General features: G+C 65.3%; 25 protein-coding genes. 17 read left to right on the forward strand and 8 right to left on the reverse strand.

All coding sequences use genetic code 11. The features are described from left to right. Nucleotides 1–81 precede the first annotated feature (81 nt). Nucleotides 82–1,035 (reverse strand): AraC-like ligand-binding domain-containing protein, encoded by a 954-nt coding sequence (locus ACODTB_RS22205; protein ID WP_488929734.1) that lies wholly within the window; start codon nucleotides 1,033–1,035, stop codon nucleotides 82–84. 195 nt (nucleotides 1,036–1,230) lie between these two features. Here ACODTB_RS22205 and ACODTB_RS22210 point away from each other — a divergent pair, with 195 nt between their 5' ends. From ACODTB_RS22210 to ACODTB_RS22235, 6 genes are all read left to right on the forward strand, one after another. After that, nucleotides 1,231–2,427, forward strand: a complete 1,197-nt coding sequence (locus ACODTB_RS22210; protein WP_488929735.1) for an amino acid ABC transporter substrate-binding protein — start codon at nucleotides 1,231–1,233, stop codon at nucleotides 2,425–2,427. A gap of 106 nt (nucleotides 2,428–2,533) precedes the next feature. Further along, nucleotides 2,534–3,436 (forward strand): branched-chain amino acid ABC transporter permease, encoded by a 903-nt coding sequence (locus ACODTB_RS22215; protein WP_488929736.1) that lies wholly within the window; start codon nucleotides 2,534–2,536, stop codon nucleotides 3,434–3,436. A 1-nt stretch (nucleotide 3,437) separates the two neighbouring features. Beyond that, the gene (locus tag ACODTB_RS22220) at nucleotides 3,438–4,466 is read left to right on the forward strand and encodes a branched-chain amino acid ABC transporter permease (RefSeq protein ID WP_488929737.1); all 1,029 of its coding nucleotides are present in this window, start codon (nucleotides 3,438–3,440) and stop codon (nucleotides 4,464–4,466) included. After that, entirely contained in the window at nucleotides 4,456–5,256 is an 801-nt protein-coding gene (locus ACODTB_RS22225) for an ABC transporter ATP-binding protein (RefSeq protein ID WP_488929738.1), read from the forward strand. The genes ACODTB_RS22220 and ACODTB_RS22225 overlap by 11 nt, the downstream gene beginning before the upstream one ends. After that, entirely contained in the window at nucleotides 5,253–6,071 is an 819-nt protein-coding gene (locus ACODTB_RS22230; protein WP_488929739.1) for an ABC transporter ATP-binding protein, read from the forward strand. Before ACODTB_RS22225 ends, ACODTB_RS22230 begins: the two co-directional genes overlap by 4 nt. A gap of 27 nt (nucleotides 6,072–6,098) precedes the next feature. Then, nucleotides 6,099–7,553: an aldehyde dehydrogenase gene (locus ACODTB_RS22235; RefSeq protein WP_488929740.1), complete on the forward strand. Its 1,455-nt coding sequence runs from the start codon at nucleotides 6,099–6,101 to the stop codon at nucleotides 7,551–7,553. 77 nt (nucleotides 7,554–7,630) lie between these two features. On the opposite strand, the gene ACODTB_RS22240 is transcribed toward ACODTB_RS22235, so the two are convergent. Together ACODTB_RS22240 and ACODTB_RS22245 are read right to left on the reverse strand one after the other, a co-directional pair. Further along, nucleotides 7,631–8,548 (reverse strand): hypothetical protein, encoded by a 918-nt coding sequence (locus tag ACODTB_RS22240; RefSeq protein ID WP_488929741.1) that lies wholly within the window; start codon nucleotides 8,546–8,548, stop codon nucleotides 7,631–7,633. 3 nt (nucleotides 8,549–8,551) lie between these two features. Further along, nucleotides 8,552–9,643, reverse strand: coding sequence for a type IV toxin-antitoxin system AbiEi family antitoxin (locus tag ACODTB_RS22245; protein ID WP_488929742.1), 1,092 nt, complete (start codon nucleotides 9,641–9,643; stop codon nucleotides 8,552–8,554). A 282-nt stretch (nucleotides 9,644–9,925) separates the two neighbouring features. On the opposite strand from ACODTB_RS22245, the gene ACODTB_RS22250 reads away from it, so the two are divergent. After that, nucleotides 9,926–11,326, forward strand: a complete 1,401-nt coding sequence (locus ACODTB_RS22250; protein WP_488929743.1) for a Kelch repeat-containing protein — start codon at nucleotides 9,926–9,928, stop codon at nucleotides 11,324–11,326. Nucleotides 11,327–11,360: 34 nt separating this feature from the next. Next, the gene (locus ACODTB_RS22255) at nucleotides 11,361–12,359 is read left to right on the forward strand and encodes a hypothetical protein (protein WP_488929744.1); all 999 of its coding nucleotides are present in this window, start codon (nucleotides 11,361–11,363) and stop codon (nucleotides 12,357–12,359) included. Nucleotides 12,360–13,375: 1,016 nt separating this feature from the next. Here ACODTB_RS22255 and ACODTB_RS22260 read toward each other — a convergent pair. Continuing rightward, nucleotides 13,376–14,143, reverse strand: coding sequence for a DUF2971 domain-containing protein (locus tag ACODTB_RS22260; RefSeq protein WP_488929745.1), 768 nt, complete (start codon nucleotides 14,141–14,143; stop codon nucleotides 13,376–13,378). Between the two features lie 493 nt (nucleotides 14,144–14,636). Here ACODTB_RS22260 and ACODTB_RS22265 point away from each other — a divergent pair, with 493 nt between their 5' ends. From ACODTB_RS22265 to ACODTB_RS22290, 6 genes are all read left to right on the forward strand, one after another. Beyond that, nucleotides 14,637–14,960, forward strand: a complete 324-nt coding sequence (locus ACODTB_RS22265; protein ID WP_291113716.1) for a hypothetical protein — start codon at nucleotides 14,637–14,639, stop codon at nucleotides 14,958–14,960. A 62-nt stretch (nucleotides 14,961–15,022) separates the two neighbouring features. After that, nucleotides 15,023–15,691: a response regulator gene (locus ACODTB_RS22270; RefSeq protein WP_291113719.1), complete on the forward strand. Its 669-nt coding sequence runs from the start codon at nucleotides 15,023–15,025 to the stop codon at nucleotides 15,689–15,691. Next, complete coding sequence (locus tag ACODTB_RS22275; protein WP_291113722.1) at nucleotides 15,688–17,100, forward strand: sensor histidine kinase; 1,413 nt, start codon at nucleotides 15,688–15,690, stop codon at nucleotides 17,098–17,100. The genes ACODTB_RS22270 and ACODTB_RS22275 overlap by 4 nt, the downstream gene beginning before the upstream one ends. A 122-nt stretch (nucleotides 17,101–17,222) precedes the next feature. Then, nucleotides 17,223–18,218: a Bug family tripartite tricarboxylate transporter substrate binding protein gene (locus ACODTB_RS22280; RefSeq protein WP_291113725.1), complete on the forward strand. Its 996-nt coding sequence runs from the start codon at nucleotides 17,223–17,225 to the stop codon at nucleotides 18,216–18,218. A gap of 4 nt (nucleotides 18,219–18,222) precedes the next feature. Continuing rightward, entirely contained in the window at nucleotides 18,223–18,669 is a 447-nt protein-coding gene (locus ACODTB_RS22285) for a tripartite tricarboxylate transporter TctB family protein (protein WP_291113728.1), read from the forward strand. 1 nt (nucleotide 18,670) lies between these two features. Further along, nucleotides 18,671–20,194, forward strand: coding sequence for a tripartite tricarboxylate transporter permease (locus ACODTB_RS22290; protein WP_291113736.1), 1,524 nt, complete (start codon nucleotides 18,671–18,673; stop codon nucleotides 20,192–20,194). An 8-nt stretch (nucleotides 20,195–20,202) separates the two neighbouring features. Here the strand turns inward: ACODTB_RS22290 and ACODTB_RS22295 are convergent, their stop codons facing one another. Beyond that, complete coding sequence (locus tag ACODTB_RS22295; protein WP_291113740.1) at nucleotides 20,203–20,886, reverse strand: winged helix-turn-helix transcriptional regulator; 684 nt, start codon at nucleotides 20,884–20,886, stop codon at nucleotides 20,203–20,205. Between the two features lie 127 nt (nucleotides 20,887–21,013). Here ACODTB_RS22295 and ACODTB_RS22300 point away from each other — a divergent pair, with 127 nt between their 5' ends. Then, nucleotides 21,014–21,904 carry a class I SAM-dependent methyltransferase gene (locus ACODTB_RS22300; protein ID WP_291113743.1) on the forward strand — a complete coding sequence of 297 codons (891 nt, stop codon included), beginning with the start codon at nucleotides 21,014–21,016 and terminating at the stop codon, nucleotides 21,902–21,904. A gap of 233 nt (nucleotides 21,905–22,137) precedes the next feature. On the opposite strand, the gene ACODTB_RS22305 is transcribed toward ACODTB_RS22300, so the two are convergent. The 3 genes from ACODTB_RS22305 to ACODTB_RS22315 are packed head-to-tail and all read right to left on the reverse strand — an operon-like array spanning nucleotide 22,138 to nucleotide 24,319. After that, nucleotides 22,138–22,821, reverse strand: a complete 684-nt coding sequence (locus tag ACODTB_RS22305) for a DUF4286 family protein (RefSeq protein ID WP_291113746.1) — start codon at nucleotides 22,819–22,821, stop codon at nucleotides 22,138–22,140. A 29-nt stretch (nucleotides 22,822–22,850) separates the two neighbouring features. After that, nucleotides 22,851–23,300, reverse strand: coding sequence for a type II 3-dehydroquinate dehydratase (locus ACODTB_RS22310; RefSeq protein WP_291113749.1), 450 nt, complete (start codon nucleotides 23,298–23,300; stop codon nucleotides 22,851–22,853). Between the two features lie 5 nt (nucleotides 23,301–23,305). Beyond that, nucleotides 23,306–24,319: a TRAP transporter substrate-binding protein gene (locus ACODTB_RS22315; RefSeq protein ID WP_291113752.1), complete on the reverse strand. Its 1,014-nt coding sequence runs from the start codon at nucleotides 24,317–24,319 to the stop codon at nucleotides 23,306–23,308. 110 nt (nucleotides 24,320–24,429) lie between these two features. Between ACODTB_RS22315 and ACODTB_RS22320 the strand changes: the two genes are divergently transcribed. Together ACODTB_RS22320 and ACODTB_RS22325 are read left to right on the forward strand one after the other, a co-directional pair. Then, a complete protein-coding gene (locus tag ACODTB_RS22320; protein ID WP_291113755.1) occupies nucleotides 24,430–25,233 on the forward strand; it encodes an IclR family transcriptional regulator in 804 nt (267 codons plus the stop codon). A gap of 72 nt (nucleotides 25,234–25,305) precedes the next feature. After that, nucleotides 25,306–25,779 (forward strand): CreA family protein, encoded by a 474-nt coding sequence (locus ACODTB_RS22325; RefSeq protein ID WP_291113758.1) that lies wholly within the window; start codon nucleotides 25,306–25,308, stop codon nucleotides 25,777–25,779. The last annotated feature ends 16 nt before the right edge of the window (nucleotides 25,780–25,795 follow it).

The following is a 25,795-nucleotide window of genomic DNA, read 5'->3' on the forward strand; positions in this document are numbered from 1 at the left end:
GCGAGCAGGGCCGGAGCAGTCGGATCCCGCCACTGGCCTGACGCGAGGTCTCCGCCAGAAACGCAACGCAACCAAAAAAACTCAAGCCGAAGAAGCCCCAGCCCGCAAGGCAGACTCGCGGAAGTCGCTGGGCGACTGCCCCGTGTGCTCGCGAAACACGCGGCTGAAGTGGGCCCCGTTGTTGAAGCCCCAGGAAAACGCGATCTCCGTGATCGTGCGGTGCGCCCGGGAGGGGTGTGCCAGCTCCCGCATGCAAGCCTGAACGCGCTGCCGCTGGATGTAGTGCGCCAGCGTATCGTCCTCCGCGCTGAACGCCTTGTGCAAATGCCGCTTGCTGCAATTCAGCGCCTGCGCGATGTGGTCCAAGGTCAAAGACGGATCGCGCAAATGCTGCCCGATGTGCTCACGAATGCGATCGCGAAACGCCTCCAGCTGCGTCGTGCCGTTCTCGCGCCCCGACAACTCCTGCAACGACAAACGCACCAGCTCCACGATCAGCTCACCCGCCCCCCGCGCCGCGTTCTCGCTCATCCCCGGCAGCTCCTGGTACGTCGTGCGCATCGTCTCCAGCGCCACCCGCGCAATCCCGCTCATGCCACCCACGTGCCGCGCCATCAATGGCTCCAGCCGCAAGCCGCGCTCCGCCAGCTGCTCCTTCGGCAGCATCACGATCAAATGCTCCACCCGCTCCGGGTTCGCGATCTCGTAGCTGCCCGTCGTGTCGTAGATCGCCCAGCCACCCGGCCGCACCCAGGCCTCGCGGTTGTGCTGCTGCACCCCCGCACTGCCCTGCCACGGCGCCACGATCTTCAGATAAGCCCGCTCGCTGCCCCGCGCCAGCTGCGGGCTGCGCAGCACCCGGTGCCGGTTCGCCTCCAGCTTGGTCAACACCACGTCGCCCGCGTGCGAGGCATGCATGTGGCCGTCGAAACCCACGTCGCCATACAGATCCGACTCCAGGCCCCCGAAATGCGTCCACACCCAGTCGCGCCAGATCGCCGCCCGCTCGCCCGGGGCGACGACATCGGTGGTCATGGTGGATGACGGGGTGGGGGCGGTCATGGGCCGGATTATCGGGCGCGGTCCGCCCGGGCGTGGCGGGCAAGGTCAAGGGTTAACCCGAATCGGCGTGCACATTCCGACAAGCAGGCAGTGCACGGCCAGCATAGCGTCGCGCCCCGGTTCTCCCTACGATGCGGCTTGGTCCACCACAACTCCAGGAGACACACCATGGCCCATCCCAATCGCCGTCTGGTCATTCAAAGCGCCGCCGCCACGGTGGGCGCCATGTCCTTCGCGCCCCAACTGCTCGCGCAACCCGCGCCTGTGCGCATCGGCTACTCCATGTCGCGCACCGGCCCGTGGACGGGCGGCGCCCAGGTCAGCCAGGAACCCAACTACCTGCTGTGGGCCGAACAGCAGAACGCCGCGGGCGGCCTCGACGTGAAGGGCGTGCGCCGCAAGATCGAACTCATCAGCAGCGACGACCGCAGCGACATGGAAACCGTCGTGCGCACCTACGAAAAACTCATGGGCAGCGACAAGGTCGACCTCGTCCTCCCGCCCTGGGGCAGCAACGCCAACTTCGCCGTCGCCCCACTGGCCAACCGCCTGGGCTACCCCTTCCTCGCGCCCACCGCGCTCTCGCGCCGCCTGGCCGAGATGAAGCTGCCTTACTTCTTCCTCCTGCTGCAGCAGCCCAAGCCCATGTGCGACGCGCTGGTGGACATGTTCAAGGCCAATGGCGTGAAGACCGTCGCCGTCGTCTACGTGGACGACCTCTTCGGCCTCGAAAACTACTCCGCACTCAAAGTCGCGCTGCAAGGCACCGGCATCAACCTCGTGCAGGAAACCAGCTACCCCGGTGGCGTGAAAGACCTCTCGCCCACGCTGCGCAGCATCAAGGACAAGAACCCCGACGCCTTCGTCGGCTTCACCTACCCGCCCGACACCATCCTCGCCAGCCGCCAGGCCAAGGAAATCGGCTTCAACCCCAAGTTCTTCTACGCCTCGGTGGGCACCGCCTTCCCGCTCTACAAGAACGTCATGACCCCCGCCGGCGCCGAAGGCGTGCTCGGCATGGGTTCGTGGAACAGCAAGACCAGCCCGGGCGCCAAAGCCTATTTCGATGCCCACGTGGCGAGCCAGAAGAAGGAGCCCGATCGCTGGGCCAGCGGCGCCTGCTGGGCCGGCCTGGAAATCCTCACCAACGCCGTGAAAGCCCAGGGCCTGGACCGCAAGGCCATCCGCGACTACGTGGCCAACACCACCCACAAAACCATCATCGGCGACATCAAGTTCAGCGGCAGCGAGAACGTGGGCACGCCCGGCACCGTGGGCCAGTGGCAGAACGGCGAGTTCGAAGTGGTGTGGCCGCAGAAAGTCGCCACCGCCAAGCTGAACCCGAGCAAACCCGCGTGGAAGTAGAGCACCCCCCGCGCCGCGCCTGCGGCGCGTCACCCCCCAAGGGGCAACGTCAGCGGCCCGGCAAAGCCGGTTCCGCGACGTTCTGGACAACTTCCTCTTCTTTCGTATGTCTTTTTCCGCCTGGCTAGAACTCATCGCCTCCGGCCTCATCACCGGAGGCATCTACGCACTCGTCGCGCTCGGGCTGAACCTTCAGTACGGGCTCATGCGCATCCTCAACATCGCGCACGGCGAGTTCCTCATGGTGGGGGCCTTCCTCACCTGGATGGTGCAAACCTCCTTCGGCCTCTCGCCGCTGCTCATGATCCCGGTCTCGTTCGGCCTGCTGTTCGCGCTCGGCGTGGCGGTGCACTGGCTGTGCTTCCGCCGCCTCACCGCCACCTCGCCCAACCTCGACGTGTTCGAGGCCCGCGGCCTCATGGTCGCCTTCGGCCTCATGTTCCTGGTGCAGAACTTCATCTCCTATGTGTGGGGCGGTGACCTGCGCGGCTACGACTACCTCACGCAACCGCTGGCCATTCCCCTGCCGGGTGGCAGCGCGCAGTTCGCCGTCAACAAGCTGGTGGTGTTCGCGCTGGCCCTGCTGTTCTCGGGCGCGCTCATTCTGCTGCTGCGCACCACGCTGCTGGGCAAGGGCGTTCGCGCGCTCATGCAGTCGCCCACCGGCGCGCAGCTCATGGGCATCAACACCAGGCGCCTGCACCCCATGATGTTCGGCATCGGCCTGGGCCTCTCGGGCGTGGCGGGCTGCCTGCTCTCCATGGCCTACACCATCAGCCCCTCCATGGGCGAGCCCTACACCGTCACCGCGCTCATCGTCATCACCCTGGGCGGCTTCGGCAGCATGGGCGGCGCGCTCGCGGGTGGCCTGCTGCTCGGCGTCATCGAGGCGCTCGGCATGCACTTCACCAACCCTTCGCTCAAGGCCCTGCTGAGCTACGTGGTGTTCATCGGCGTGCTGCTGCTGCGGCCCGAAGGACTGTTCGCCAGAAAAACAAGAAAAGCCTGAGATGACCTCCCGCCAATTCCTCATCCGCGACCTGCTGGTCCTCTTCGGCTTCGCCGGCTGGGCCGTGGCCTTGCCCGGCTTCGCCAGCGAGTTCGTCGTCTCCATGGCGCTCACCTGCCTGATGTACGTCGCGCTCTCCTCCAGCTGGGCGCTCTTCTGCGGCACCACCCGCTACCTCTCGCTCGCCACCTCGGCCTTCTTCGGCATCGGCGCCTACGCCAGCGCCATCCTGCTCGAGAAAGTGTCCTGGGCGCAGGCCATCGGCCTGGGGGCGCTCATCGCGGCCGGTGTGGCCATCGTCATGGGCGCGGCCGTGCTGCACCTGCGCGGCACCTACTTCGCCGTGCTCACCTTCGGCATGACCGAGCTCATCCGCCACGCCATCAGCTACTTCGAAAAATCCGTCACCGGCACCGTGGGCCGCGTGCTCATGGTCGTGCCCGAGCGCGACACCATCTACTTCACCGTGCTGCTGCTCGCGGTGGGCACGGTGGCGCTCTCCATCGCCATCCGCCGCACGCGCTTTGGCCTGGCCATGCTCGGCATCGGCGCTGACGAACAGCGCGCGCAGACCCTGGGCGTGAACACCCGCCTCGTCAAGATCGCCGGCTTCGCCCTCACGGCGGCCGTGGCCGGCGCGGTGGGCGCGGCCATGTCCGTGCGCTGGACCTACATCGACCCCCACACCGTGTTCAACCCCTTCATCGGTTTCCAGACCGTGCTCATCGCCCTCATCGGCGGCGCGGCCACGCTCTGGGGCCCGCTGATCGCGGCCATCGTCTTCAGCGTGCTCGCCGAAACCCTGCGCCTGCAGGTGCCGCAGGTCTACATGATGTCGCTCGGCCTGCTGCTCATCCTCGCCGTGCTCTACCTGCCCGGTGGCCTGGCCTCGCTGCGCGCCGACACCTTCCGCGCCTGGCGCGACGACGCCAAGGCCTGGTGGGCGGACATCAAGGACGACCTGAGCGGCGAAACCAAACGCCGCAAGCAGCGCGAGAAAGACCAGCGGGAGCGCAGCCATGTCTACTGAACGGCAAGCCCTGCTCGACGCCCGCGACGTCACCGTGCGCTTCGGCGGCCTCACGGCGGTGGACGCGGTCAGCGCGCGCTTCCTGCCCGGTGAGCTGGTCGGCATCATCGGCCCCAACGGCGCGGGCAAGACCACCTTCTTCAACGCCATCTCGGGCGTGACCAAGCCCACCAGCGGCGCGCTCTCGGTGCAGGGGCGCGAACTCGCCGGCCAGGGCCCGCACCGCTTCGCCGCCAACGGCCTGGCGCGCACCTTCCAGACGCCGCGCGTCTTCGGTGACATGCCGGTGCGCGACAACATCGCCTTCGGCCTCAAGTTCGCCGGCCGGCGCCCGCGCAAGTACATCCTGTGGGGTGAAGAAGCCTCCGTGCCCTGGGTGCTGCGCACGCCCGAAAGCATCCTCGGCCTCATCGGCCTGAGCGCGCAGGCCGATCTGCCCGCCGCCGCCATCACGCCCTCGCAGCAGCGCCTGCTGGAAATCGGCATGGCCCTGGCCACGCGCCCGCGCCTGCTGCTGCTCGACGAAGTGGCCGCCGGCCTCACCGAAAACGAGGTGGAGGAAATGGCGCGCCTCATCCGCCGCCTGCGCGACGAACTCGACCTCACCGTGGTCTGGATCGAACACGCCGTCACCACCCTGCTGCGCCACGTGGAGCGCGTGATCGTGCTGCACCAGGGCCGCAAGATCGCCGACGGCACGCCCACCGAAGTGGTGCGCAACGCCGAAGTGATCGAGGCCTACCTGGGCGACGAGATGAACGAAGCAGAAGAAGAGGAAGCCGCCGCATGATGTGGTACCGACCCACCCCCTTCGAACTCGGCGGCGGCGCGCGCGCGCGCCTCAAGGTTGACGGCCTGTCCGCTGGCTATGGCGCCTTCCTCGTGCTGCGCGGCATCAAGCTCGACATCCAGCCCGGCCTCACCGTCGTGCTCGGCCCCAACGGCGCGGGCAAGACCACGCTGCTCAAGGCCCTCAACGGCCTCATCCCGCGCAGCGGCACCGTGCTGCTCGACGGCCAGGAACTCGCCGAGAAGACGCACGAGATCGTGCAAGCCGGCGTGGCCCTGGTGCCCGAAGGCCGGCAGCTGTTCCCGCAGATGACCGTGACGGAAAACCTCGAACTCGGCGGCTGGCTCGTGCCCAAGGCCGAGCGCGCCCAACGGCTCGAACAGGCCTTCGCCGATTTCCCCAAACTCAAGGAACGCGCCACGCAACTCGCCGGCACCATGAGCGGCGGCGAACAGCAGATGGTGGCCGTGGCCCGCGCCATGATGTGCGCGCCCCGCCTGCTCATGCTCGACGAACCCTCGCTCGGCCTTGCGCCGCGCATGGTCGATGAACTGCTCGCCATCGTGCGCCGCATCGCCGACGCCGGCACCACCGTGCTCATGGTCGAGCAGAACGTGAAGAAGGCCCTCGCCGTCGCCGACCGGGGCTACGTGCTCGAACGCGGCACGCTCGTCGCCAGCGGCCCGGCCAAGCTGCTCGCGCGCTCCACCGTCATCCGCGAGGCCTACCTCGGCGCCGACAAAGACCCCGCCAGCGGCACCACCAGCGCGGCCGACGCCGTGCAACGCCGCAAGGCCGTCGCCGCCACCACCTGAATACACCAACACCAAGGAGAAAACCCGATGTCCGATCTGTCCATGCTCATCAACGGCCTCAAAGTCACGGCCGAAAAAGGCGCCACCTTCGAACGCCGCAACCCGCTGGATGGCAGCGTGGCCACCCGCGCCCCCGCCGCCAGCCCGGCCGACGCCGTGATGGCCGTGGAAGCCGCCGCCGAAGCCTTCAAGACCTGGAGCGAAACCGGCCCCAACGCCCGCCGCGCCCTGCTGCTCAAGGCCGCCGACGCCCTCGAAGCCAAGCTGCCCCAGTTCATCGAAGCCGTGGCCGCCGAAACCGGCGCCACCGGCATGTGGGCCGGCTTCAACACCATGCTCGCCGCCAGCATGATCCGCGAGGCCGCCTCGCTCACCACCCAAGTGGCCGGCGAAGTCATCCCTTCCGACGTGCCCGGCTCCCTCGCCATGGGCGTGCGCCAGCCCGCCGGCGTGGTGCTCGGCATCGCCCCGTGGAACGCGCCCATCATCCTCGGCGTGCGCGCCATCTGCGTGCCCCTGGCCTGCGGCAACACCGTCATCTTCAAAGGCAGCGAAAACTGCCCGCGCACCCACCAGCTCATCGTTGAATCCTTCCAGGACGCGGGCTTCCCCCCCGGCGTGGTGAACTACATCACCAACGCCCCCGCCGATGCCGGCGCGGTGGTCGAAGCCATGGTGGCCCACCCCGCCGTGCGCCGCGTGAACTTCACCGGCTCCACCAAGGTCGGCAAGATCATCGCCATGACCTGCGCGAAGTACTTGAAGCCCGTGGTGCTCGAACTCGGCGGCAAGGCCCCCATGGTCATCCTGGACGACGCCAACATCGAAGACGCCGTCAACGGCGCCGCCTTCGGCTGCTTCGCCAACAGCGGCCAGATCTGCATGAGCACCGAGCGCCTCATCGTGGACCAGAAGATCGCCGACGAATTCGTGAAGAAATTCAGCGACAAGGCCAAGGCCCTGCCGCTGGGCGACCCGCGCAAACCCGAGCCCGTGGTGCTCGGCTCCGTCATCGGCCAGGGCACGGTGGACCACTGCAACGCCCTCATCGACGACGCCCTCGCCAAAGGCGCCAAGCTGCTCTGCGGCGGCAAGGCCGACAGCACCCTCATGCCCGCCACCGTGCTCGACCACGTCACGCCCGCCATGCGCATCTACCACGAAGAAACGTTTGGCCCCGTGAAATGCGTGGTGCGCGTGAACGGCGTGGAAGAAGCCATTGCCTGCGCCAACGACAACGAGTACGGCCTGTCCTCCGCCGTGTTCGGCGGCGACATCGCGCGCGCCTTCAACGTGGCGCGCAAGATCGATTCCGGCATCTGCCACGTGAACGGCCCCACCGTGCACGACGAGGCGCAGATGCCCTTCGGCGGCGTGAAGGGCTCCGGCATCGGGCGCTTCGGCGGCAAGGCCGGCATCAACGAATTCACCGAACTGCGGTGGATCACGATGCAGACCACGCCGCGGCACTATCCGTTTTGAATTCGCCCCCTGCGGCGCACGGCCTAGATACAGGCCGTCTGCGCCGTGGGCGCCGGTCTGCGCATTCGCGTGTGCCACTACCCATGAATTGATGGACCCTGCTCGACGAGGCGCAAGAACTCCGTCACCATGCCTGAAACATTGCGCTGTTCGAGAATGCGCTGTTCGCTGACATCTGCATCTGCACCGTGCATGAAGCTCGCACATGCCACTGGCCCGTCTCGTTCATAGCCTTCGACGTCTTCGCCGTCACAGAAGCGTCGCCGAAGCGCGTCCAGTGCACCGGCGATGGCGTCTCGGTGTTGGCCGGCCTTTTGCCTGTCGATGAACTGTTGTGCGATCCACTCAAGGGTACCGGCGTAGCGCATGACATGGACCAGGTCGGCGGCATCTTTGTTCTCCGCTCTGTCGTCGAATGCCAGCGACTTGAGCACCAGAAACGCGATGACGTCGGCGAAGCGCACGGTCTCCGTGGCCTTGCCTCCGCCGTCGAGAAGTTCGGCGGTGATCTCCTTTTCGGCGAACCATTCGTGCACGATACCGGCGTGCTTGATGGCAAGTGCCGAAATGTCTTCGCCATCGACAGCGGCCACCTTGCCGCCCTGCAGTTTCTCATCTGCATCTCGCAGGAACTCGACGAGAACGTACTCGTGCTCTGACACCTGTCGCTGCCAGCGCCAACTGCTGGCTTTGCCTTCTTTGTTCACGTGTCTGGTGAATCCGCGATCCTTTAGTTGCGTCGCAAGGGATTTATAGGCCTCGTCATCCGTCAGAACCTGAAGATTCAACACGATGTCCACGTCCGTGGTGCCTGCATGCGGGGGCACGTCGGGTGGTTTCTCTGGCGTCAGATAGCGCGGCACCAGTCCGCCGACCAACCGCAGCGTGTGCTTGAGAGTGCCGAACCCTCGAAGTAGCGTTACCAGTGCACGTTCGCAGGCGAGGGTGTGGTCGGCGTCATACCCATTGGCGGTTTTTGGTTTTGTTGTGGCCATTGGTCAGATCTTCAGAATGACTTCACGGACGTGGGCGGCCAACTCCTTGTTTCGGCCGCGGCCGTCCAGCAGATCGAGGTACTGGATAAACGGGCTTGCAAACCGGGAGGGGAGCTCAGGATGCTCCTGGCAGAAAAGGAGGCTCGCCCCGCTGCGCTCGACGAGGACGATGTTCGAGCCCTTGTCGGCCTGTTTCAGTGCCAAGGTCTCTGCGCAGCGGTCGGTTTGGCCCAGGGGGATGATCACCTCGGCCGTGTCGACGCTGGTGAGCAGCGGGGTTAGCACGTTAGCGGCTGCCGTTCCGGTGAACGCCCAGCCCGAGAAGTTGGTGCGATGCAATTTGTCGGTGACGACCAAGAGCAAGTTGTTGGGGTTGCTCGTGTACATGTACCAGCGAGTCCGCAACTCTTTGCGCTTGCGCCATGCCTCGCTCCAGGCGTCCAGCAGCTTGCCGGGCTGCGTTAGGCGCCGGCGGAGGTTTCGGCCGCTGCCTTGCGACTCCACCCACTCCAGGCGCTCCAACTCCTGCATGGTCAGTGAGACGGTGTAGGTCGAGGTCTCGGCGGACTTGGCCAACTCTTGGCCGCTTAGCCACGCCCGCTTCGACTGGAGTAGCGCATGCACCACTTGCTCGCGTGCACCGGTGAAGAGTGAGCCTGCTCGCCGTGGCCTTGCAGGCTTGCCTACACGTTCGATGTTTATCAGCCACTGGCCGTGGTTCAGGTAAAGGCTCCCGCTGGCATCGAAGTAGGCGACGTTGCGCTGGCGCAGACTTTCTCTCGCCCCTGTGCTGAGGTGCTCCGCCAGCACGACAGGAACGACTTGAGCCCCATGATGGCTGGCTAGTCGGTACTCCTCCAATTGCCACACCGCGTTGCGCACGTCCCGCGGATAGCCCTCGCGAATCATCTCCACGGCGAGATAGAGGTCTTCGTGAGGACTGTCCACGCGCAGCAGAAGGTCGAGGTGCCGCACTCCTCCAGTTCGCTCAAAAGGGACTTCGAACTGGCGCTCGTTCCAGACGCGAGTCTTGCTGGCAGCTTCGAAAGCTTGGACGAACTGATCGATAAGGGGCTCGTTTGGAGCAGAGGGCATGATCGCTTGCTGAGCAGCAAATAAAATGAAATTGTCGGTAGTTTAGCGATTTTTATTGATTTGCTGTTCAGCAAACTGATGGTTTTCTCCAAATCAGCATTGACGCCCTTCGGTGGCAAAGCTGGCATCAACGAATTCACCGAACTGCGGTGGATCACGATGCAGACCACGCCGCGGCACTACCCGTTCTGAGTCGTCGGTGCCAGGGTGAGGCCCTTGGGGTTGTTGGCTAAGCAACCGATGCTAGATTCTGCATAGCAACACGACCCGAGGCCTCATTGCATGGACCACGCGACCACCGCCCCCTTCATCAACGCCACGCGCGCCCGGCCGCACCGCCCATGGTCATGGGCCTTGCCCGTGTGCGCCCTGGCGCTCCTTTCCGCCTGCGGTGGCAGCAGCCACACGCCCGCAGCCCCTGCGGCCCCCACCGCCCTGAGCTACGACACCGAGCAGGCGCTCTATGTGGTGGGCGAATCCATCACGCCCAACACCGCGCGCCTCACCGGCGACAGCGGCACGGCCACCTTTGCCGCCACCCCCGCCTTGCCCGGTGGCCTGAGCCTGGACACCCGCACCGGCCTCATCACCGGCACACCCACCACCCTGCAGCGGCAGGCCAGCTACACCGTCACCGCGAGCAACGGCGGAGGTGCTGCGCAAACACAGCTGCGCTTCACGGTCACGGGGCGGGGCGCCTGGAGCGCCACCGCAACCATTCCCGGCGCGCGGCACTACGCCACCTTGTCGCCGCTGGCAGGGGGAAAGCTCCTCGTCGCCGGCGGGCAGCTCGCCGGCGGGCCCACCGACTCGGCCTATGTCTACGACCCCCTCACGGCCACCTGGGGCGCTGCGGCCAACATGCTGGCGGAGCGCTCGGACCCGATGAGCGTGATGCTGCTCGACGGCCGCGTGCTGGTCTTTGGGGGCGATACCGCTGGCAACTTGACCACCGCCACGGCTGAAATCTACGACCCGGTGGCCGACACCTGGACGGCCACCGGCAGCATGACCTCGGCACGAACCCGGCCAACGGCCACGGTGCTCGCCGACGGCAAGGTGCTCGTCACGGGCGGGTACGAGCGCACGCCCGCCACGGTGTTCCACAACACCGCCGAGCTGTACAACCCGGCCACCGGCACCTGGACCCAGCTGCCCACCCCCCTCTCGGCAGCGCGAACACAGCACGCGGCCGCGCTGCTGCCGGGTGGCAACACGCTGTTGCTGGTGGGCGGCGTCAACTCACTGGGTTACGTTGCCAGCGCCGAGCTGTACACGGTGGACGGCACCAGCACCACGGTGATCCCCTACAGCGGTGCCGGCAACGTCCACGTGGCGGCGCCACTGGACGACGACAGCGTGCTGGTGATCAACGACACCAGCACCACCGCCTGGCGCTTCAACCCGGGCACCACGACCTGGACCCCGAGCACCATGAACGCCACGCGCCTCTTGCCGACCATGACCGTGCTGGCCGACGGGCGCGTGCTGCTGGCCGGTGGCACGAACCTGAACACCGCCGAGATCTACAACCCCGACGTCAACCGCTGGACCACCGCCACCCCCATGGCCGCCGTGCGGCGAGCAGCTGTTGCTGCGCTGCTGGGCGACGGCAGTGTGCTGCTGGTCAGCGGCACGAGTGCTGGGGGCGGGGTGAATGGGACTGAGCGCTACACGCCCTGATGCATGGGCTGGGCTGCCACACAACATTGATCCGATGTCGGCACCTCGCTACACACTTCGACTGTCTATAAGAGCGCTCGGCAAAGCTCCGATCGACGGTCTTGAATCCGAGCCGACGCTTGACATTGGTTCCGTCTGCGTGAAGGTGAAGCAACGCGGGCGCTACTTGATCTTTCAAGCCGGCGACTTCAGCTCAGAGTCGGAGGCTGAAGCTTTCCTGCCGAAACTAAAAGGTGGGCTATGGAATCTCGCGCTCGAGCACAACATCGCGTTTGCTCCCTACTTCGAGCGTCGCGACATTACGAGACCGGAAGACCCCTTCGCCGCGGCGCGGCATCTTGCCAAAAGCTTCGGAGTGTCTATCGAAGAGCCCCTAAAGCCGGTCCACGGTTTGACAGAGGATGAGGGCTACACGATCTATCGAACGGAGGAAAACATTCGGTTCATCGGATTCGGTGGGGGCACTGCGAGTGTTTCGTCTGGCTGGGATCAGGTATCGAGGTCCTTGTCTACGGGTATTGAAAATGTTCGATTGAACATCCTCGGCTTTGATGGCCATCTTGTGACCGCGATCGACTTATACCTCTCTAGTTTCTACGAATCGTCTATGCGTGCCCGGTTTCTGACGCTAATGATGGTGTTGGAGGTTTTGGCTCCGGTAACGGAGCGGCACGCATCGGCCGTGCGGTTGTTGACCGACCTGCAATCGGCCATCGGTGCACAGCTTGCGAACGAACCAAACGAAGATGCGCGCGACGCGCTAGAGTCGCTGTGGCGAGAGAGTGAATTTCGCAAGGAGACATCAATTCGCCAAAGGGTCCGGCGCCTTGTGCTGGACAAAGTTCCCCTTGACAGCGCTGCCCGGGTGGCTCTCGCAAGAAAAGTAGTTCAAGCCTATGACCTTCGTGGGGCTTTGGTCCACACGGGCGTGGTTGACCCTCGTGCGCTGGATGTGGCCACCGACACCGCTCTGCAGACAGTGAAGCTGTTGCTGCGAGGGCTACTTGGACTAGCTGAAGTGCCTGCGCAATAGTGAGCTTCACGGCTCATACGGAGTGTTTTCAGATGGTCCATCAGACCAGAGGCGACGGACAGAGAGTTCATGCCAAAACTTGCGTTCCGTATGCCCTTCCCAGACGAGGGCCCTGATGTTCGGAGACGAAGAGTCGAACAACTTCGAACCGTATGTTCGTCCCCTTGTTGTCCCTTGTGCGAGGTAGTTCGACCAGAAGCGCCTTCTGACGTATGCGTTGTATTCATCGGACTCCGGGAGCAGCCTGGTCAACAGGAGAATGTCATGACCATCTGCCGTGGGAACGCGGCAGAGCTCGCGAAGATTTTTCTCAGATGGGGATGGCGATAAAGTAAGGTCCACTGAGCTCATTGTTTTGAAGATACCGACGCTCGTGAGCATGCCCGGCTCTGATCGCAGCACGTCCACTGGAGGGCCTGTCTTAAGCGCAACTTGATCCAGGTGACTATCAGGGAACATCAGTTCCAACAGCGGGACAATCGGCTGCCGTGCCGAGGGTGGTGGCGCAATCCAAGTGCTGAACAGGCGACTCTTTCCTTCCCAACCCAAATCTTCAATGACGCTACGGCGCAGTTGGGCCGATATGCCTATCTGACATTGCCCGGAAGAGTGGAAACTTGCTTTGTAGTCGTGCGAAGTGGCGCGAGCGGCAACATAGACCTCTGCCCCTGTTGCCCAAACCCGCCAGTCTTGAGAGCGAAGGCCTATGTCGTTTTCGACGCGGAAACGAAAGACTGGAGTGCCCATCTCAAACGCCCAACAATTTCAGCAACATGCATTCCACCGAAATTTACATTACCAGGAAGAACCTTCGGTCACTTCTTCGTGTGGTTCCCGGTTGCTCTCTGCTGAGAAGGATGTGATCACTCCCGTAGCAGATCGCATTCCACGCATCGAAGTACTTCGTGCTCAACCATACGCTTAACTCGGACATGTAAAGTCCGTCTACTCCTCAGTCTTCGCTCGCACCAACTCTACGATATTCCCTTCGATGACTATCGTGTCCTAACGATTGTCTAGCAGTCCCAATTAGGTACGTCAAGCAAGGACGAGCGCTCAACTGGGAATTCAAAATTAAAGGCCGTCACGAGGGCCTGAACGGTTTCCGTGAGCCAACTACCTGTCCCTGGTGCCACATATATCTTATCAATTAAAGTTTCAAGATTGATGTGCACATTGATGCCTTGTTTAGGGTTCGGCAAATTGTCAGGTCCCCATCGTGAGATGACGGCTCGAACTTCTTTTTCATGTTCAAAGCTTTTGCGCTTATGCATGACGTAACTAAACATGTTTCCAACGTCATAAAAATTCTCTTTTTCGTAATCAATGTAGCGTATAGCTCCCAGGAAAACATCATCTTGTGTTTCTTGGAAGCAAGACTGGAGTTTGCGATAGGTTGAGCAGATGGCGATACCCTCTCCGTGGATGAGATATTGATTCCACATAGCTGCGGACTCGTGAGCACTCAAATGCCAGCAGTTTGCGTACGTCGTGGCTCGCAACTCGCGCGTGTTCAAGAAATCGGCTCTAAGGGCCTCAGGGCGTTCTTGGTGCAAAACAGAAATCTTGGCTTCCTCAACGGCATTTTTGTAGAACTCGACTAAGGAGTTTGCAGCCAAGAGTGACGCACTTCCTTCAAATGGGTCGCTGAATTGGTCGATTCTCGTGAAATGCAGTGTGCGAGTGAACAGAACATGCGCAAATTTAGAGAGGTCCAAGTACCGCCATACGACATGGTCTTGATCTTGGGGGGCAGAGAATGTGTGGTGGGCCTTATAGGGCATCTCAGTCCTCTAAAGAAGTGATGCAACGTAGTCTCGCGGAACAGTACTTCATGTATGCCGGAGTTCTAGCAGCAAGCTACTCGAGCTTAGTGATGCGCTCCATTCGTTTCGACGCCATCCATGGACAAAGTCCTAAGACTGGCGCACTTTACGCACCTTTTGCGGGTGCGTAGCCACTCTGCCTAGGGTTAGTTTGAATGCTTTTGGGTTATCCATCTGGCTATACTCCGCCGTCGCGCCAAAAAAAGGTGCGACCTGGCCGGGAAGCCAGGAAAAAAAGCTGGATGTGACGCAAGTCGCATCTTTTTCGGCGCAGCCGAGTGGCGACTTATCGTCCGTGTCCGTTTATGGCGGCTCGGATGGGGAGCCGCGAGGCTCGCCGGTTTTTCGCGCATGCGGCTTTTCCGGTCTTCCCGCCCGTTCGAGCCGCCGCCCTCATCACAAGTGAGGCGCGGCGGTTGTTCACCACCAACCGAACGCAGGGAGCTCACCCATGGCCAAAACCCGAACCTCTCGCAGCGCATCATCCACCCGCGCCCAAGCCGAGCAACTCTTCACCCATCTCCTCGCCCTTGTTGTCCAGACCAATGAGCAAGTGGCGCAGCTGTCGTTGCTGATGGATACGCGCGCTTCGCTGGAAGACCCACCCGTGGACCCGGCGAAGCACCTGGCTTTGAACACCGCACCGCCGGAGGTGCAACGCGCCGTGCTCAAGCAGACGCTGCACGACGAAATGCGGCGCCAGCTCAAGGTGCTGTCGCTCACCGTGGACGCGCTGTACGACTGCACGGACAGGGTGACGAGCCTGGAGATCTGACCGGTGGCCCGGCGCTGCTGCCTGCGGGTATCCTCTGCTCCGCATCCAGGAGACACCTCACCATGCGGATACTGCTCGCCGAAGACGATGCCGATCTTGGCAACTGGCTCACCAAGGCCTTGGCGCAGAACGGTTTCCTGATCGACTGGGTGAACGACGGCCGCCTGGTCCGCCGCAGCCTCAAGGCCACGCGCTACGACGCCCTCATCCTGGACCTGGGCCTGCCCGGGGTGGAGGGGCACGACGTGCTGGCCGATCTGCGCGAGGCGGACCAGCGCCTGCCCGTGCTGATCCTCACCGCGCGCGACTCGTTGATGGAGCGCGTGAGCTGCCTGCACGGCGGGGCCGACGATTTCCTGGCCAAGCCGTTCGAGCTGGCGGAGCTGGAAGCCCGGTTGACGGCGCTGATCCGGCGTTCGCACGGTGTGGACCACGCGCGCTTCGCCTGCGGCCCCTTGAGCTACGACAGCGCGAGCCGGCAGTTCCGCCTGCAGCAGGAGGTGTTGACGTTCACGCCGCGCGAGCACGCGGTGATGCGCGCGCTGATCCAGCACAGCGGCGAGCCGTTGTCCAAGCGCGAGCTGGTGGAGCGCGTGTTTTCCGACGAGAGCGATGTGCACCCCGAGGCGATCGAGGTGCTGGTGCACCGCCTGCGCAAGCGGCTGGAGGACTCGCCGGTGCGCATCACCACGCTGCGCGGCATGGGTTACCTGCTGGAATGCGCGCCATGAAGCCGCCCCGGCGCTGGCTGCGGTCGAGCATCCGGCGGGCGCTGCTGGTGGTGCTGATTCCGGGCATGTTGCTGGTGTTCTCGGCCGAGCTGTGGCTGGCCTGGCGCACGGCGAGTGACGCGGCGGACGCGGCTTACGACCGCTCGCTGCTGGGCGCGGTGAAGTCGATCGATTCGAGCATTTCCACCGCCAGCGGCGGGCTGGGTGTGGAGCTGCCGTACCGCATGCTGGAGTTCTTCGAGCTGACGGCCAATGGCAAGGTGTATTACCGCGTGGCCTCGGAAGACGGCCTGGTGGAGATTGGCAGCCCGGGGCTGCCCGCGCCGCCCCAGCCTTTGAAAACCGGCGTGCCCCAGTTCTACGACGGCGAGTATTTCGGTGAGGCGGTGCGCGTGGGCAGCTACGCGCGCGAGCTGTCGCCGCCGCTGGCGGGCGCGGCGGGCTCTCAACGCGTGGTGATCCAGGTGGCCGAAACGCTGGAGGCGCGCACGGACTTCCAGCGCTCGCTGGTGTGGCAGTCGGTGGCGCGCGACTTTTTCCTGGTGGTGGTGGCGAGCGCCTTGTTCGGCCTCACCATCGCCTGGGCGCTGCAGCCGCTGGCGCGCCTGCGGCAGGACGTGGAGTCGCGCTCGCCGCAAGACCTCACGCCGATCGCGAGCGACGACGTGCCGGCCGAGCTGCTGCCGCTGGTGGGCGCGATCAACCACCACGTGGAGCGCAACCGCGCGCAGAGCGAGCAGCAGAGGCGTTTCGTGGACGATGCGTCTCACCAGCTGCGCACGCCGTTGACCACGCTGTCCACGCAGGTGGCTTATGCATTGCGCGAAGACGACCCGGCCGCGTTGCGCACGGTGGTGGACGACATTCGCTCGCAGCTGGACGAGACCATCCGCCAGACCAACCAGATGCTGGCGATGGCCAAGGCCGACAGCGCGCCGCCCGCGCCCGAGGCGCTGGACGCGGTGGTGATGGCCGAAGACCTGATGCGCCGCTGGTGGCCGGTGGCGCGGCAGCAGGGGGTGGACCTGGGCCTGCACGCGCCCATGGCCTCGCTGCCGTTCCAGGGCGAGCCCGCGCTGTTGAACGAGGCCTTGTCGAACCTGTTGCACAACGCGATCCGCCACGGGGGCGAGGGCAGCCGCGTCACGCTGTTCCTGGGCGGCGAGGGCGGGCAGGTGTGTTTCAGCGTGGTGGACGACGGGCCGGGCATGCCGGCGGAGGAACTGCAGCGCGCCGGGGAGCGGTTCTTCCGGGGCGGTGGTGGTCGGCAGCTGCCGGGCTCGGGGCTGGGTTTGTCCATCGTGCGCTCGGTGGCGCTGCGCCATGGGGGCTCGATGCAGGTGCGGCCCGGTCCCGATGGGCGCGGGCTGGTGGTGGTGCTGGCCTTGCCCGCCGGGTTTTCGGGTTAACCCTCAGGGATTCGCGGCCGCGCTGAAAGCGTCTTGAAAGTGCGCATTTTTTACAGTGGCCTGCCACGCCGAGACCGCGTGGGCATTCCGCAAGCAAGCAGCCCTACCGAGGAGACACTGTCATGAAATTTCCCACCCGCCTTCTTCTGGCGATGATCGCCTTCGCGACGGGCGCCCTGTCGGCGCACGCGGCCGGCGCCCTGGAGAAAACCGAGTGCATCGCGCCCGCCAAGCCCGGCGGCGGTTTCGACCTGACTTGCAAGCTGGTGCAGAGCACGCTGGTGGACGGCAAGTTCATCGCCGACCCGATGCGCGTGACCTACATGCCTGGCGGCATCGGTGCGGTGGCTTACAACACCGTGATCGCCCAGCGCCCCGACAGCGCGAACACCATCATCGCCTTCTCCGGTGGCTCGTTGCTGAACCTGGCGCAGGGCAAGTTCGGCCGCTACACCGAGAACGACGTGCGCTGGCTCTCCGCCATCGGCACGGACTACGGCGCGGTGGTGGTGGCCGAAGGGTCGCCGTTCAAGTCTCTGAAGGAGGTGATGGCCGCGATGAAGGCCGACCCCACCAAGGTGGTGCTGGGCGCGGGCGGCACGGTGGGCAGCCAGGACTGGATGAAGGCCGCGCTGACGGCGCGCGCCGGTGGCGTCAACCCCAAGTCCATGCGCTATGTGGCGTTCGAAGGCGGGGGCGAGGCGCTCACGGCCTTGCAGGGCGGTCACATCCACGTGTTCACCGGCGACGCGGCCGAGGCCCAGCAGCAGATCAAGGCGGGTGCGAAGGTGCGCATCCTCGCGGTGATGCACGACAAGCGCCTGAGCGGCGACATGGCCAGCATCCCCACCGCGACCGAGCAGGGCTTCGACGTGCAGTGGCCGATCATCCGCGGCTTCTACCTGGGCCCCAAGGTCAGCGACGCGGATTACAAGGTCTGGGTCGACACCTTCAACAAGATGATGGCCACGCCGGCCTACAACGCGATGCGCGCGGAGCGCGGCCTGTTCCCGCTCGCGATGACGGGCCCCGAGCTGGACGCGTATGTGAAGAAGCAGGTGGCGGGCTACCGCAAGCTGGCCGACGAGTTCGGTCTGGCCACCACGCCCGCCAAGTAAGGCCATGAGCGATCGAGCACTTGGCGCGGCGTGTGTCCTCGCGTCCGTGGCCATGGCCGCGGCGGCGCGCGACTACACCGCCGCCTTTTCCTACGAGCCTTTGGGCCCGCGCGCCTTCCCCTTGCTGCTGGCCGTGGGGCTGGGCCTGTCGGGTCTGTGGCTGATGTTGCGCCCCACGCAGGGTGCGGGGGCTTTGCGGGGCGTGCCCTGGGTGCCCACGCTGTGGTGCGCGGGCGCGATCCTGGCGTATGCCGCGCTGTTCCAGGCGCTGGGCTTCGCGCTGGCCACGGCGCTGATGACGGTGCCGGTGGGCATGGCGTTTGGCGGCAGCTGGCGCAAGACGCTGGCTGGGGGCGCGGCGCTGGGTGGGGTGCTGTACCTGTTGTTCGACAAGGTGCTCGACGTGGTGCTGCCCGTCGGCCCGCTGGCCGCGTGGCTGGGAGGGGTGTGAGATGGATGTGCTGAAACACCTGATGGAGGGTTTCGGCGTGGCGTTCAGCCCCGTCAACCTGGTCATCGCCGCGCTGGGTTCGTTCATCGGCACCATCGTCGGGCTGCTGCCCGGCCTGGGGCCCATCAACGGCGTGGCCATCCTCATGCCGCTGGCCTTCGCGATGAAGCTGCCGCCGGAGACTTCGCTGATCCTGCTGGCGGCGGTTTACATCGGCTGCGAGTACGGCGGGCGCATCTCCTCCATCCTGCTCAACGTGCCGGGCGATGCGGGCGCGATCATGACGGCGCTCGACGGCTACCCGATGGCGCGCCAGGGCCTGGGTGGCGTGGCGCTGTCGATTTCGGCGTGGAGTTCGTTCGTGGGTTCCCTGATCGCCACGCTGGGCATCGTGCTGCTGGCGCCCCTGCTGGCGCAGTGGGCGCTGTCGTTCGGCCCGGCGGAGTATTTCGCGCTCATGTGTTTCGCGTTCGCCTGCATCGCGGGGCTGATGGGCGATGCACCGGTGAAGGCGGGCGTGGCCGCGCTGATCGGACTGGCCATGTCCTGCGTGGGGCTGGACTCGAACTCCGGCGTGTACCGCTTCACCGGTGGCGACATCCACCTCTCCGACGGCATCCAGTTCGTGGTGGTCGTGATCGGGGTGTTCTCCATCAGCGAGATCCTGCTCATGCTTCAGGAGCACCACAGCAGCGCGGGCGTGATCACGCAGACCGGGCGCATGCTGTTCACCCTGCGCGAGATGGCGGCCACCTGGTGGGGCACGTTGCGCTCCAGCGTGCTGGGTTTCTTGGTGGGCGTGCTGCCCGGCGCGGGCGCCACCATCGCCAGTGCCATGGCCTATTCGATGGAGAAGCGGCTGACCGACAAGGAAGGCACCTTCGGCCAGGGCGACATCCGCGGCGTGGCCGCGCCCGAGGCGGCCAACAACTCCGCCGCCACCGGCTCCTTTGTGCCCATGCTCACGCTGGGCATCCCCGGCTCGGGCACCACGGCCGTGATGGTGGGGGCGCTCTCGCTCTACAACATCACGCCGGGCCCGGCCCTGTTCACGCAGCAGCCCACGCTGGTGTGGGGGCTGATCGCCTCGCTGTTCCTGGCCAATGTGATGTTGCTGGTGATGAACATCCCCATGGTGGGGCTCTTCACGCGCATCCTGCGCGTGCCCAACTGGTTCCTGGTGCCGTCCATCCTGGCCGTGAGCAGCGTGGGGGTGTACGCGGTGCACGCCACCACCTTCGACCTGATGCTCATGGTGGTGCTCGGCTTCGCGGCCTACCTGCTGCGCAAGCAGGGCGTGCCGATGGCGCCCTTGATCCTGGGTTTCGTGCTGGGCGACCTGATGGAGCAGAACCTGCGCCGCGCGCTGTCCATCAGCAACGGCGATGCGAGCATCCTGGTCGCCAGCCCGATTTCCATCGGGCTCTGGCTGAGTGGCGGCCTGATGCTGCTGCTGCCGGTGCTGATGCGGTGGTGGTCGCGGCGCAGGCCGCCGATCGGTGACATCGCGCCGGTCGGGAAGTAGCCGCGCCTTCAGCGCTGCGCCATGCGCGTCGGGGCGAACATGCTGCGCCCCAACCAGTGCCATAGCCGCTGGCCGTTGCGGCCAGCGCCTTGCACCTTGAGGTTTCCGGACTGGATGGCCTGCTCGGGGGCGCTGTCACCGGTCCAGATTTCGGTGAGCGCGCGCACCGTCGAGTCGACCAGCACGCTCACGTCGTGACCCGGGTCGTCGCGGCAGAGGTCGGCCTCGTGGTGCTCCACCACCAGCCACCATTGCCGCTCGGCCGCCGGCGCATCGCTGAACCGGAAGTGGACGACGGTGCGTTCTCCGTCGGGAAACGCCTCCAGGCGCGCGAAGCGGCGAATGTCCCACATCAGGAAGCCCGCATCGAGTTGTTCGTGCCGCAGCCGGCTGCCGATCCAGCGCGCGCCCCAATGCCCGATGCCGACGACGATCGGCCGCAGTTCTTCGCCTGCGGGCGTCAGGTGGTATTCCCAGGTCTTTTCGACGCGCCGCCGCTCGACGACGCCGATCTCTTCCAGCTTGCGCAGCCGCTGCGTCAGCAGCGTGGCCGACATGCGCGGCACGCCTCGGTGAATGTCGTTGAAGCGGTGGCTGCCGCAGAGCAATTCGCGCACCACGAGGGGTGTCCACAGCTCGCCCAATACCTCGGCGCCTCGGGCGACGGTACAGAACTGCATGTAGTCGATCATGCGGGCCAGTCTATCGGTGTGCCGCCGGCTTGCCTACTCCAGATTCTGGACTTGAGGGTGCCTGGCATCGGGCTTAACTTGAAGACCGACCGTGCAACCCGCATCGGTCTTTTCAAGGAGCACCACCATGACCGAGACCCTTATTGCCTCGCCCGCCGCCCCGGCTGTTTTCGATGCCGAGAAGTTCCGCCAGTCCACGCGCGCGCAGTGGGAGAACGCCGCCGAAGCCTGGGACCGATGGGGGCCCCTGCTGGCCCGCTGGCTGGGCCCCGCGACCGAGGCCATGCTGGACATGGCGGCCGTCGGCCCCGGCGCGCGCGTGCTTGACGTGGCGGCGGGCGCGGGCGAACAGACCCTGGTCGCCGCGCGCCGCGTGGGCGCGCGTGGCCACGTGCTGGCGACCGACATCTCCCCCGCGATCCTGCGCCACGCGAGACGGGCGGCCGAGCAGGCCGGCCTGCTGAACGTGGACACCCTGGAACTCGATGGTGAGCGCCACGACCTCTTGCCTGGCGCCTCTTTCGACGCCGCGGTCTCGCGCGTCGGCCTGATCTACTTCCCCGACCAGCAACGCGCCCTTGCCGGCATCCGCCATGCCTTGAAGCCGGGCGGGCGGTTCGCTGCGGTGGTGTATTCCACCGCCGAGCGCAACCCCTTCTTTGCCGTGCCCGTCGGCATCATCCGGCGGCGCGCGCAGCTGCCGCCGCCCCTGCCGGGGCAGCCAGGGCCGTTCTCCCTGGGCGCCGAGGGCGTGCTGGCGAAGACGCTGGAGCAGGCGGGTTTTCGGGACGTGGAGGTGCGCAGGGTCGATTCCCCCGTGCACCTTCCCACGGCTGCCGAGTGCGTGCGCTTCGAGCGCGAGTCCTTCGGTGCCCTGCACCAGATGCTGGCGGGCCTGAGCGAGGACGAACGCGCCGACACGTGGACGGAGATCGAGCAGGCCCTGGCCCGCTTTGAAACCGAGGCGGGTGGTTTCGTGGGCCCTTGCGAGATGCTGGTGGGGGCGGGCACGCGCTGATCCGGGGGCATGGTCGGCCTGCCGGTGGGCGGCCTGCGCGCTGTCCTACAAGGTGGCATCGCGACGGCTGACACGCCAGACGATCCAGGCTTCCTACGATGGGGTTTCTCTACAAGGAGCACACCTCATGAACACCATCATCTACATCGTGGGCCTGGTTGTCGTCATTGGCGTCATTCTGAGTTTCTTCGGCCTGCGCTGAAGCGGCGGCAGTACCTGGCTGCGCTTTTCCCTCAGCCGACGTCGGCGGCGGTGTTGGAGTGCGAGAGCGCATACAGACCCCGCACCGCACCGATTTTTGCGCCCGCGCTGGCAAGTTGCGCATCGGACAGTTCCGTTCCGGCCAGGGCTTGCAGCGACGCAAGGTCGTAGCCGCAGACGATGAAGATCCAGTCGGCTGCAGGGTCCGGTCCCCCGCGAATTTTCTGCTCTGTCGTGGTCTCGATCTGGGGCGCCTGATGGACGAGCAGGTGGGCGGCCGAGATGCCGGGGCGCGACCTGAACGCGTTGGCCTGCGTGCGCAGGTGGTCGCGCAGCCGCTCGGCGGCACCGTCGCTCGGTGACAGGCGCACCGTGAGCGCGTGGCGCGACAGCGCGCCGCCAAAGCTTTCGAGCACACGGCACTGGCTGCGCACCATGTGGCGGTGGTGCGGCATCATCTTCGCGGACCAGGGGGTGGGCGCATTGAGCCGCCCAAGGTAGCCGGGTGACGCCAGTGTCTCATAGGCCTCGAGTTCGTACAGCACGAAGAAGCCTTCGCCGCCATCGGCAGCGGCCCAACGCGAGCCGCGGTGGAACCCGGGGATGGCCATGCGCTCCGGGAAGTGCTCGTGCGTGTGCCAGTCTTCGAACTCGGCCCTGAAGGCGGGTGCAATGTCCCACCACATGGCCACGGCTCCTTGACCCAGCAGCGCCATGGTGTTTCCTGGCTTCGCCGTTCGCGCTGTCAGGCGGTGGTGCGCGCTTCGCGCACCAGTTCGACGAGCGCGCGCAGGCCCGCTGTGTACGAGCGCCAGCCCAGGCCCTGGATCGTTGCCTTGACCGCGGGCGAGATGATCGAGTGATGGCGCCACTGCTCGCGCGCGCCGATGTTCGACATGTGGATCTCGAGCACCGGAAATGGCATGGCCTTGATCGCGTCGTGCAGCGACACGCCGTGCTGGGTAAGGGCCGCGGGGTTGAGCAGCGCGCCGGCCGCCACATCGATGTTGTCGTGAAAGCGGTCCACCAGCACCCCTTCGTGGTTGGACTGGTGAATCTCAAGCTCGACCTCCAGTTCCACCGCGAGCGCACGCAGGCGGTCGTTGATCTCCGCGAGCGTGGTGGTGCCGTAGATGTGGGGTTCGCGCCGGCCGAACAGGTTCAGGTTCGGTCCGTGCAGGACAAGGATTTTCATGGGGTTCAGAGCTTGGAGACCCGCTCCAGTTCGGCTCTGAAGAGGGTGACGACCGCCTGGTCGTAGGCGGCGGAGAACTTGTCGTAGACGGGGCGCACTTCGGCCCGCATGCGGGCCAGTTCTGCGGCGGGAATGTCGTTGTAGATCATGCCTTTGGCCTTGAGCTCGCCCAGCGCTTTGCCTGAGACCTCCCGGCTGATGACTCGTTGCCAGTTCTGAGCTTCAGTGGCGGCTTCCTGAAGAATCTTCTGTTCCACCGGCGAGAGGCGGTCCCAGAAACGTTTGCTGATCTGGATGGGATTGGTCGCGTAGACGTGGTTGGTGCCGCTCACGTACTTCTGGACTTCGTAGAACTTGCTCGACTCGATGACCGCGAAGGGATTCTCCTGCCCATCGACCGCTTTGCTGTCGAGCGCGCCGTACAGTTCGGCAAACGGCATCGGCAGCGGGTTGGCCTTGAATGTCCTGAAGGTTTCCAGGAACACCGGGTTGGGGATCACGCGCAGCTTCAAGCCTTCCAGATCGGCGCCCTTGGTGATGGGCCGCTTGCTGTTGGTGACGTTGCGGAACCCCAGATCGAAGAAGCCCAGCACCACCAGGCCCTTTTCCGGCAGTTTGGCGGTGAGCATCTTGCCCAGCGGGCCGTCCACCAGCGCATCGGCCTGCCGCTCATTCGCGAACAGGAAGGGAAAGTCCAGCAGGCCAAATTCCTTGACGATGCCATTGAGCGAGGTGGTCGATGCCACCAGCATCTCCTGCACACCGCCTTGCAGGGCCGCCTGCTGCTGCAGCTCGTTGCCGAGCTGGGACGACGCGAACTCCTGCACCTTGATCTTGCCGCCGGTCTTGGCGGCGACGATCTCGGCGAACTTGCGCACGCCCAGGCTGGTGGGATGGCCCGCATTGTTCAGATGGCCAAACTTGATGGTGCGTTCCTGGATGTCCTGCGCACCCGCCCCGCTGGCCAGGCCGAGCGAAAGAGCGGTGGCCAGCACGGCCAACGATGCCTTGATCTTCACGTGTTGTCTCCTTGGAATTGCGTCAGAATCGAATGGGACGGCGATTTTGAGAATCATGTTCCAGTTGGAATGCTATTCCATTTTTGCCGTGTGTTGCAATAGCGGAATCCATGGCCATCAACCTCGACCGATCCCTCGCTGCCCTTGAGTACCTCGCGGCACGCCCCGAAGGCCAGCCTCTGGCCTCGATTGCCGACGACCTGAACATCCCGCGCAGCGCATGCCACCGCATGCTCAGCGACCTTGTTCGTTGCGGCTGGGTGCGCCAGATGCGCGAGCACGGCGACTACGCGCTCACCACCAAGCTTGCCGCGCTGGGCCTCAACTACCTGAGCGGGTCCGGCATCGTCGACATCGCGCAGCCGCTGATCGACCGCATGGCCGAGATCTCGGGCGAACTCGTGCGTCTGGCCATCGTTGACGGCGAGCGCCTGACCTTCGTTGCCAAGGCGCAGGGCGCCAAGGCGGGCCTGCGCTACGACCCGGACGCAGGCACCGATGTGCGCCTGTCGTGCAGCTCGGCAGGCCATGCGTGGCTGGCCACCCTGCCCGAGAACCAGGCGCTGGAGATCGTGGCGCGCCAGGGCTTTGGCAGCCGCGAGCAGTTTGGGCCCAAGGCGCCCAACACCGTGAAGGCACTCGCGAAAATCCTCGAGGACACGCGCCGGCGCGGCTACAGCACGATCAATGAAATGTTCGCGCCAGGCATGAGTGCCATGGCGGCGGCGATCCAGCGCCCGGGCGAAGCCGCCATCGGCGTGATCACGATCGCAGGCCCGCTGATCCGCTTGACGGAATCGCGCATGAAGGAGCTCGGCCCGGCGCTGGTCGCGATCGCTGCCGAACTGGCCTTGGCCAGCACCTCTTCGCCCATCTTCGAGCGCTACCGCGTCCGCGAGACCGAGCCCGGTTGAGGCCTGTCGGGTGTCCCGGCATGTCGCGGCCTGCTACCGTGTGGGCATCGCCACCCTACCGGAAAGCCCTCCATGCGCCATTTCCTCGCTCCCTGCCTGCTGCTCGCCGCCGCCGCCACCACCGCCGCCCATGCCGAAGAGATCGGCTCGGTGGACACCGTGTTCAAGTTCATCGGGCCGGACCACAAGATCGTGGTCGAGGCCTACGACGACCCCGGCGTGACGGGGGTCACCTGCTACATCTCGCGCGCCAAGACGGGGGGCATCAAAGGCGCCTTCGGCCTGGCCGAGGACAAGTCCGAGGCGTCCATCGCCTGTCGCCAGGTCGGCCCGATCGCCATCGGCAAGCCCATCAAGGAGCAGGAAGAGATCTTCAGCGAACGCACCAGCCTGATCTTCAAGCGGCTGCGCATCGTGCGCATGGTGGACGCCAAGCGGCATTCGCTGGTCTACCTCACCTACTCCGACCGCGTGATCGAAGGCTCGCCTCAGAACTCGGTGGCGGTGGTGGCGGTGGACCGCGCCACGCCGATGCCGGTGAAGTGACGGGCGTTATCCTCTG

The sequence above is a fragment of the Hydrogenophaga sp. FG152 genome, assembly GCF_057809615.1.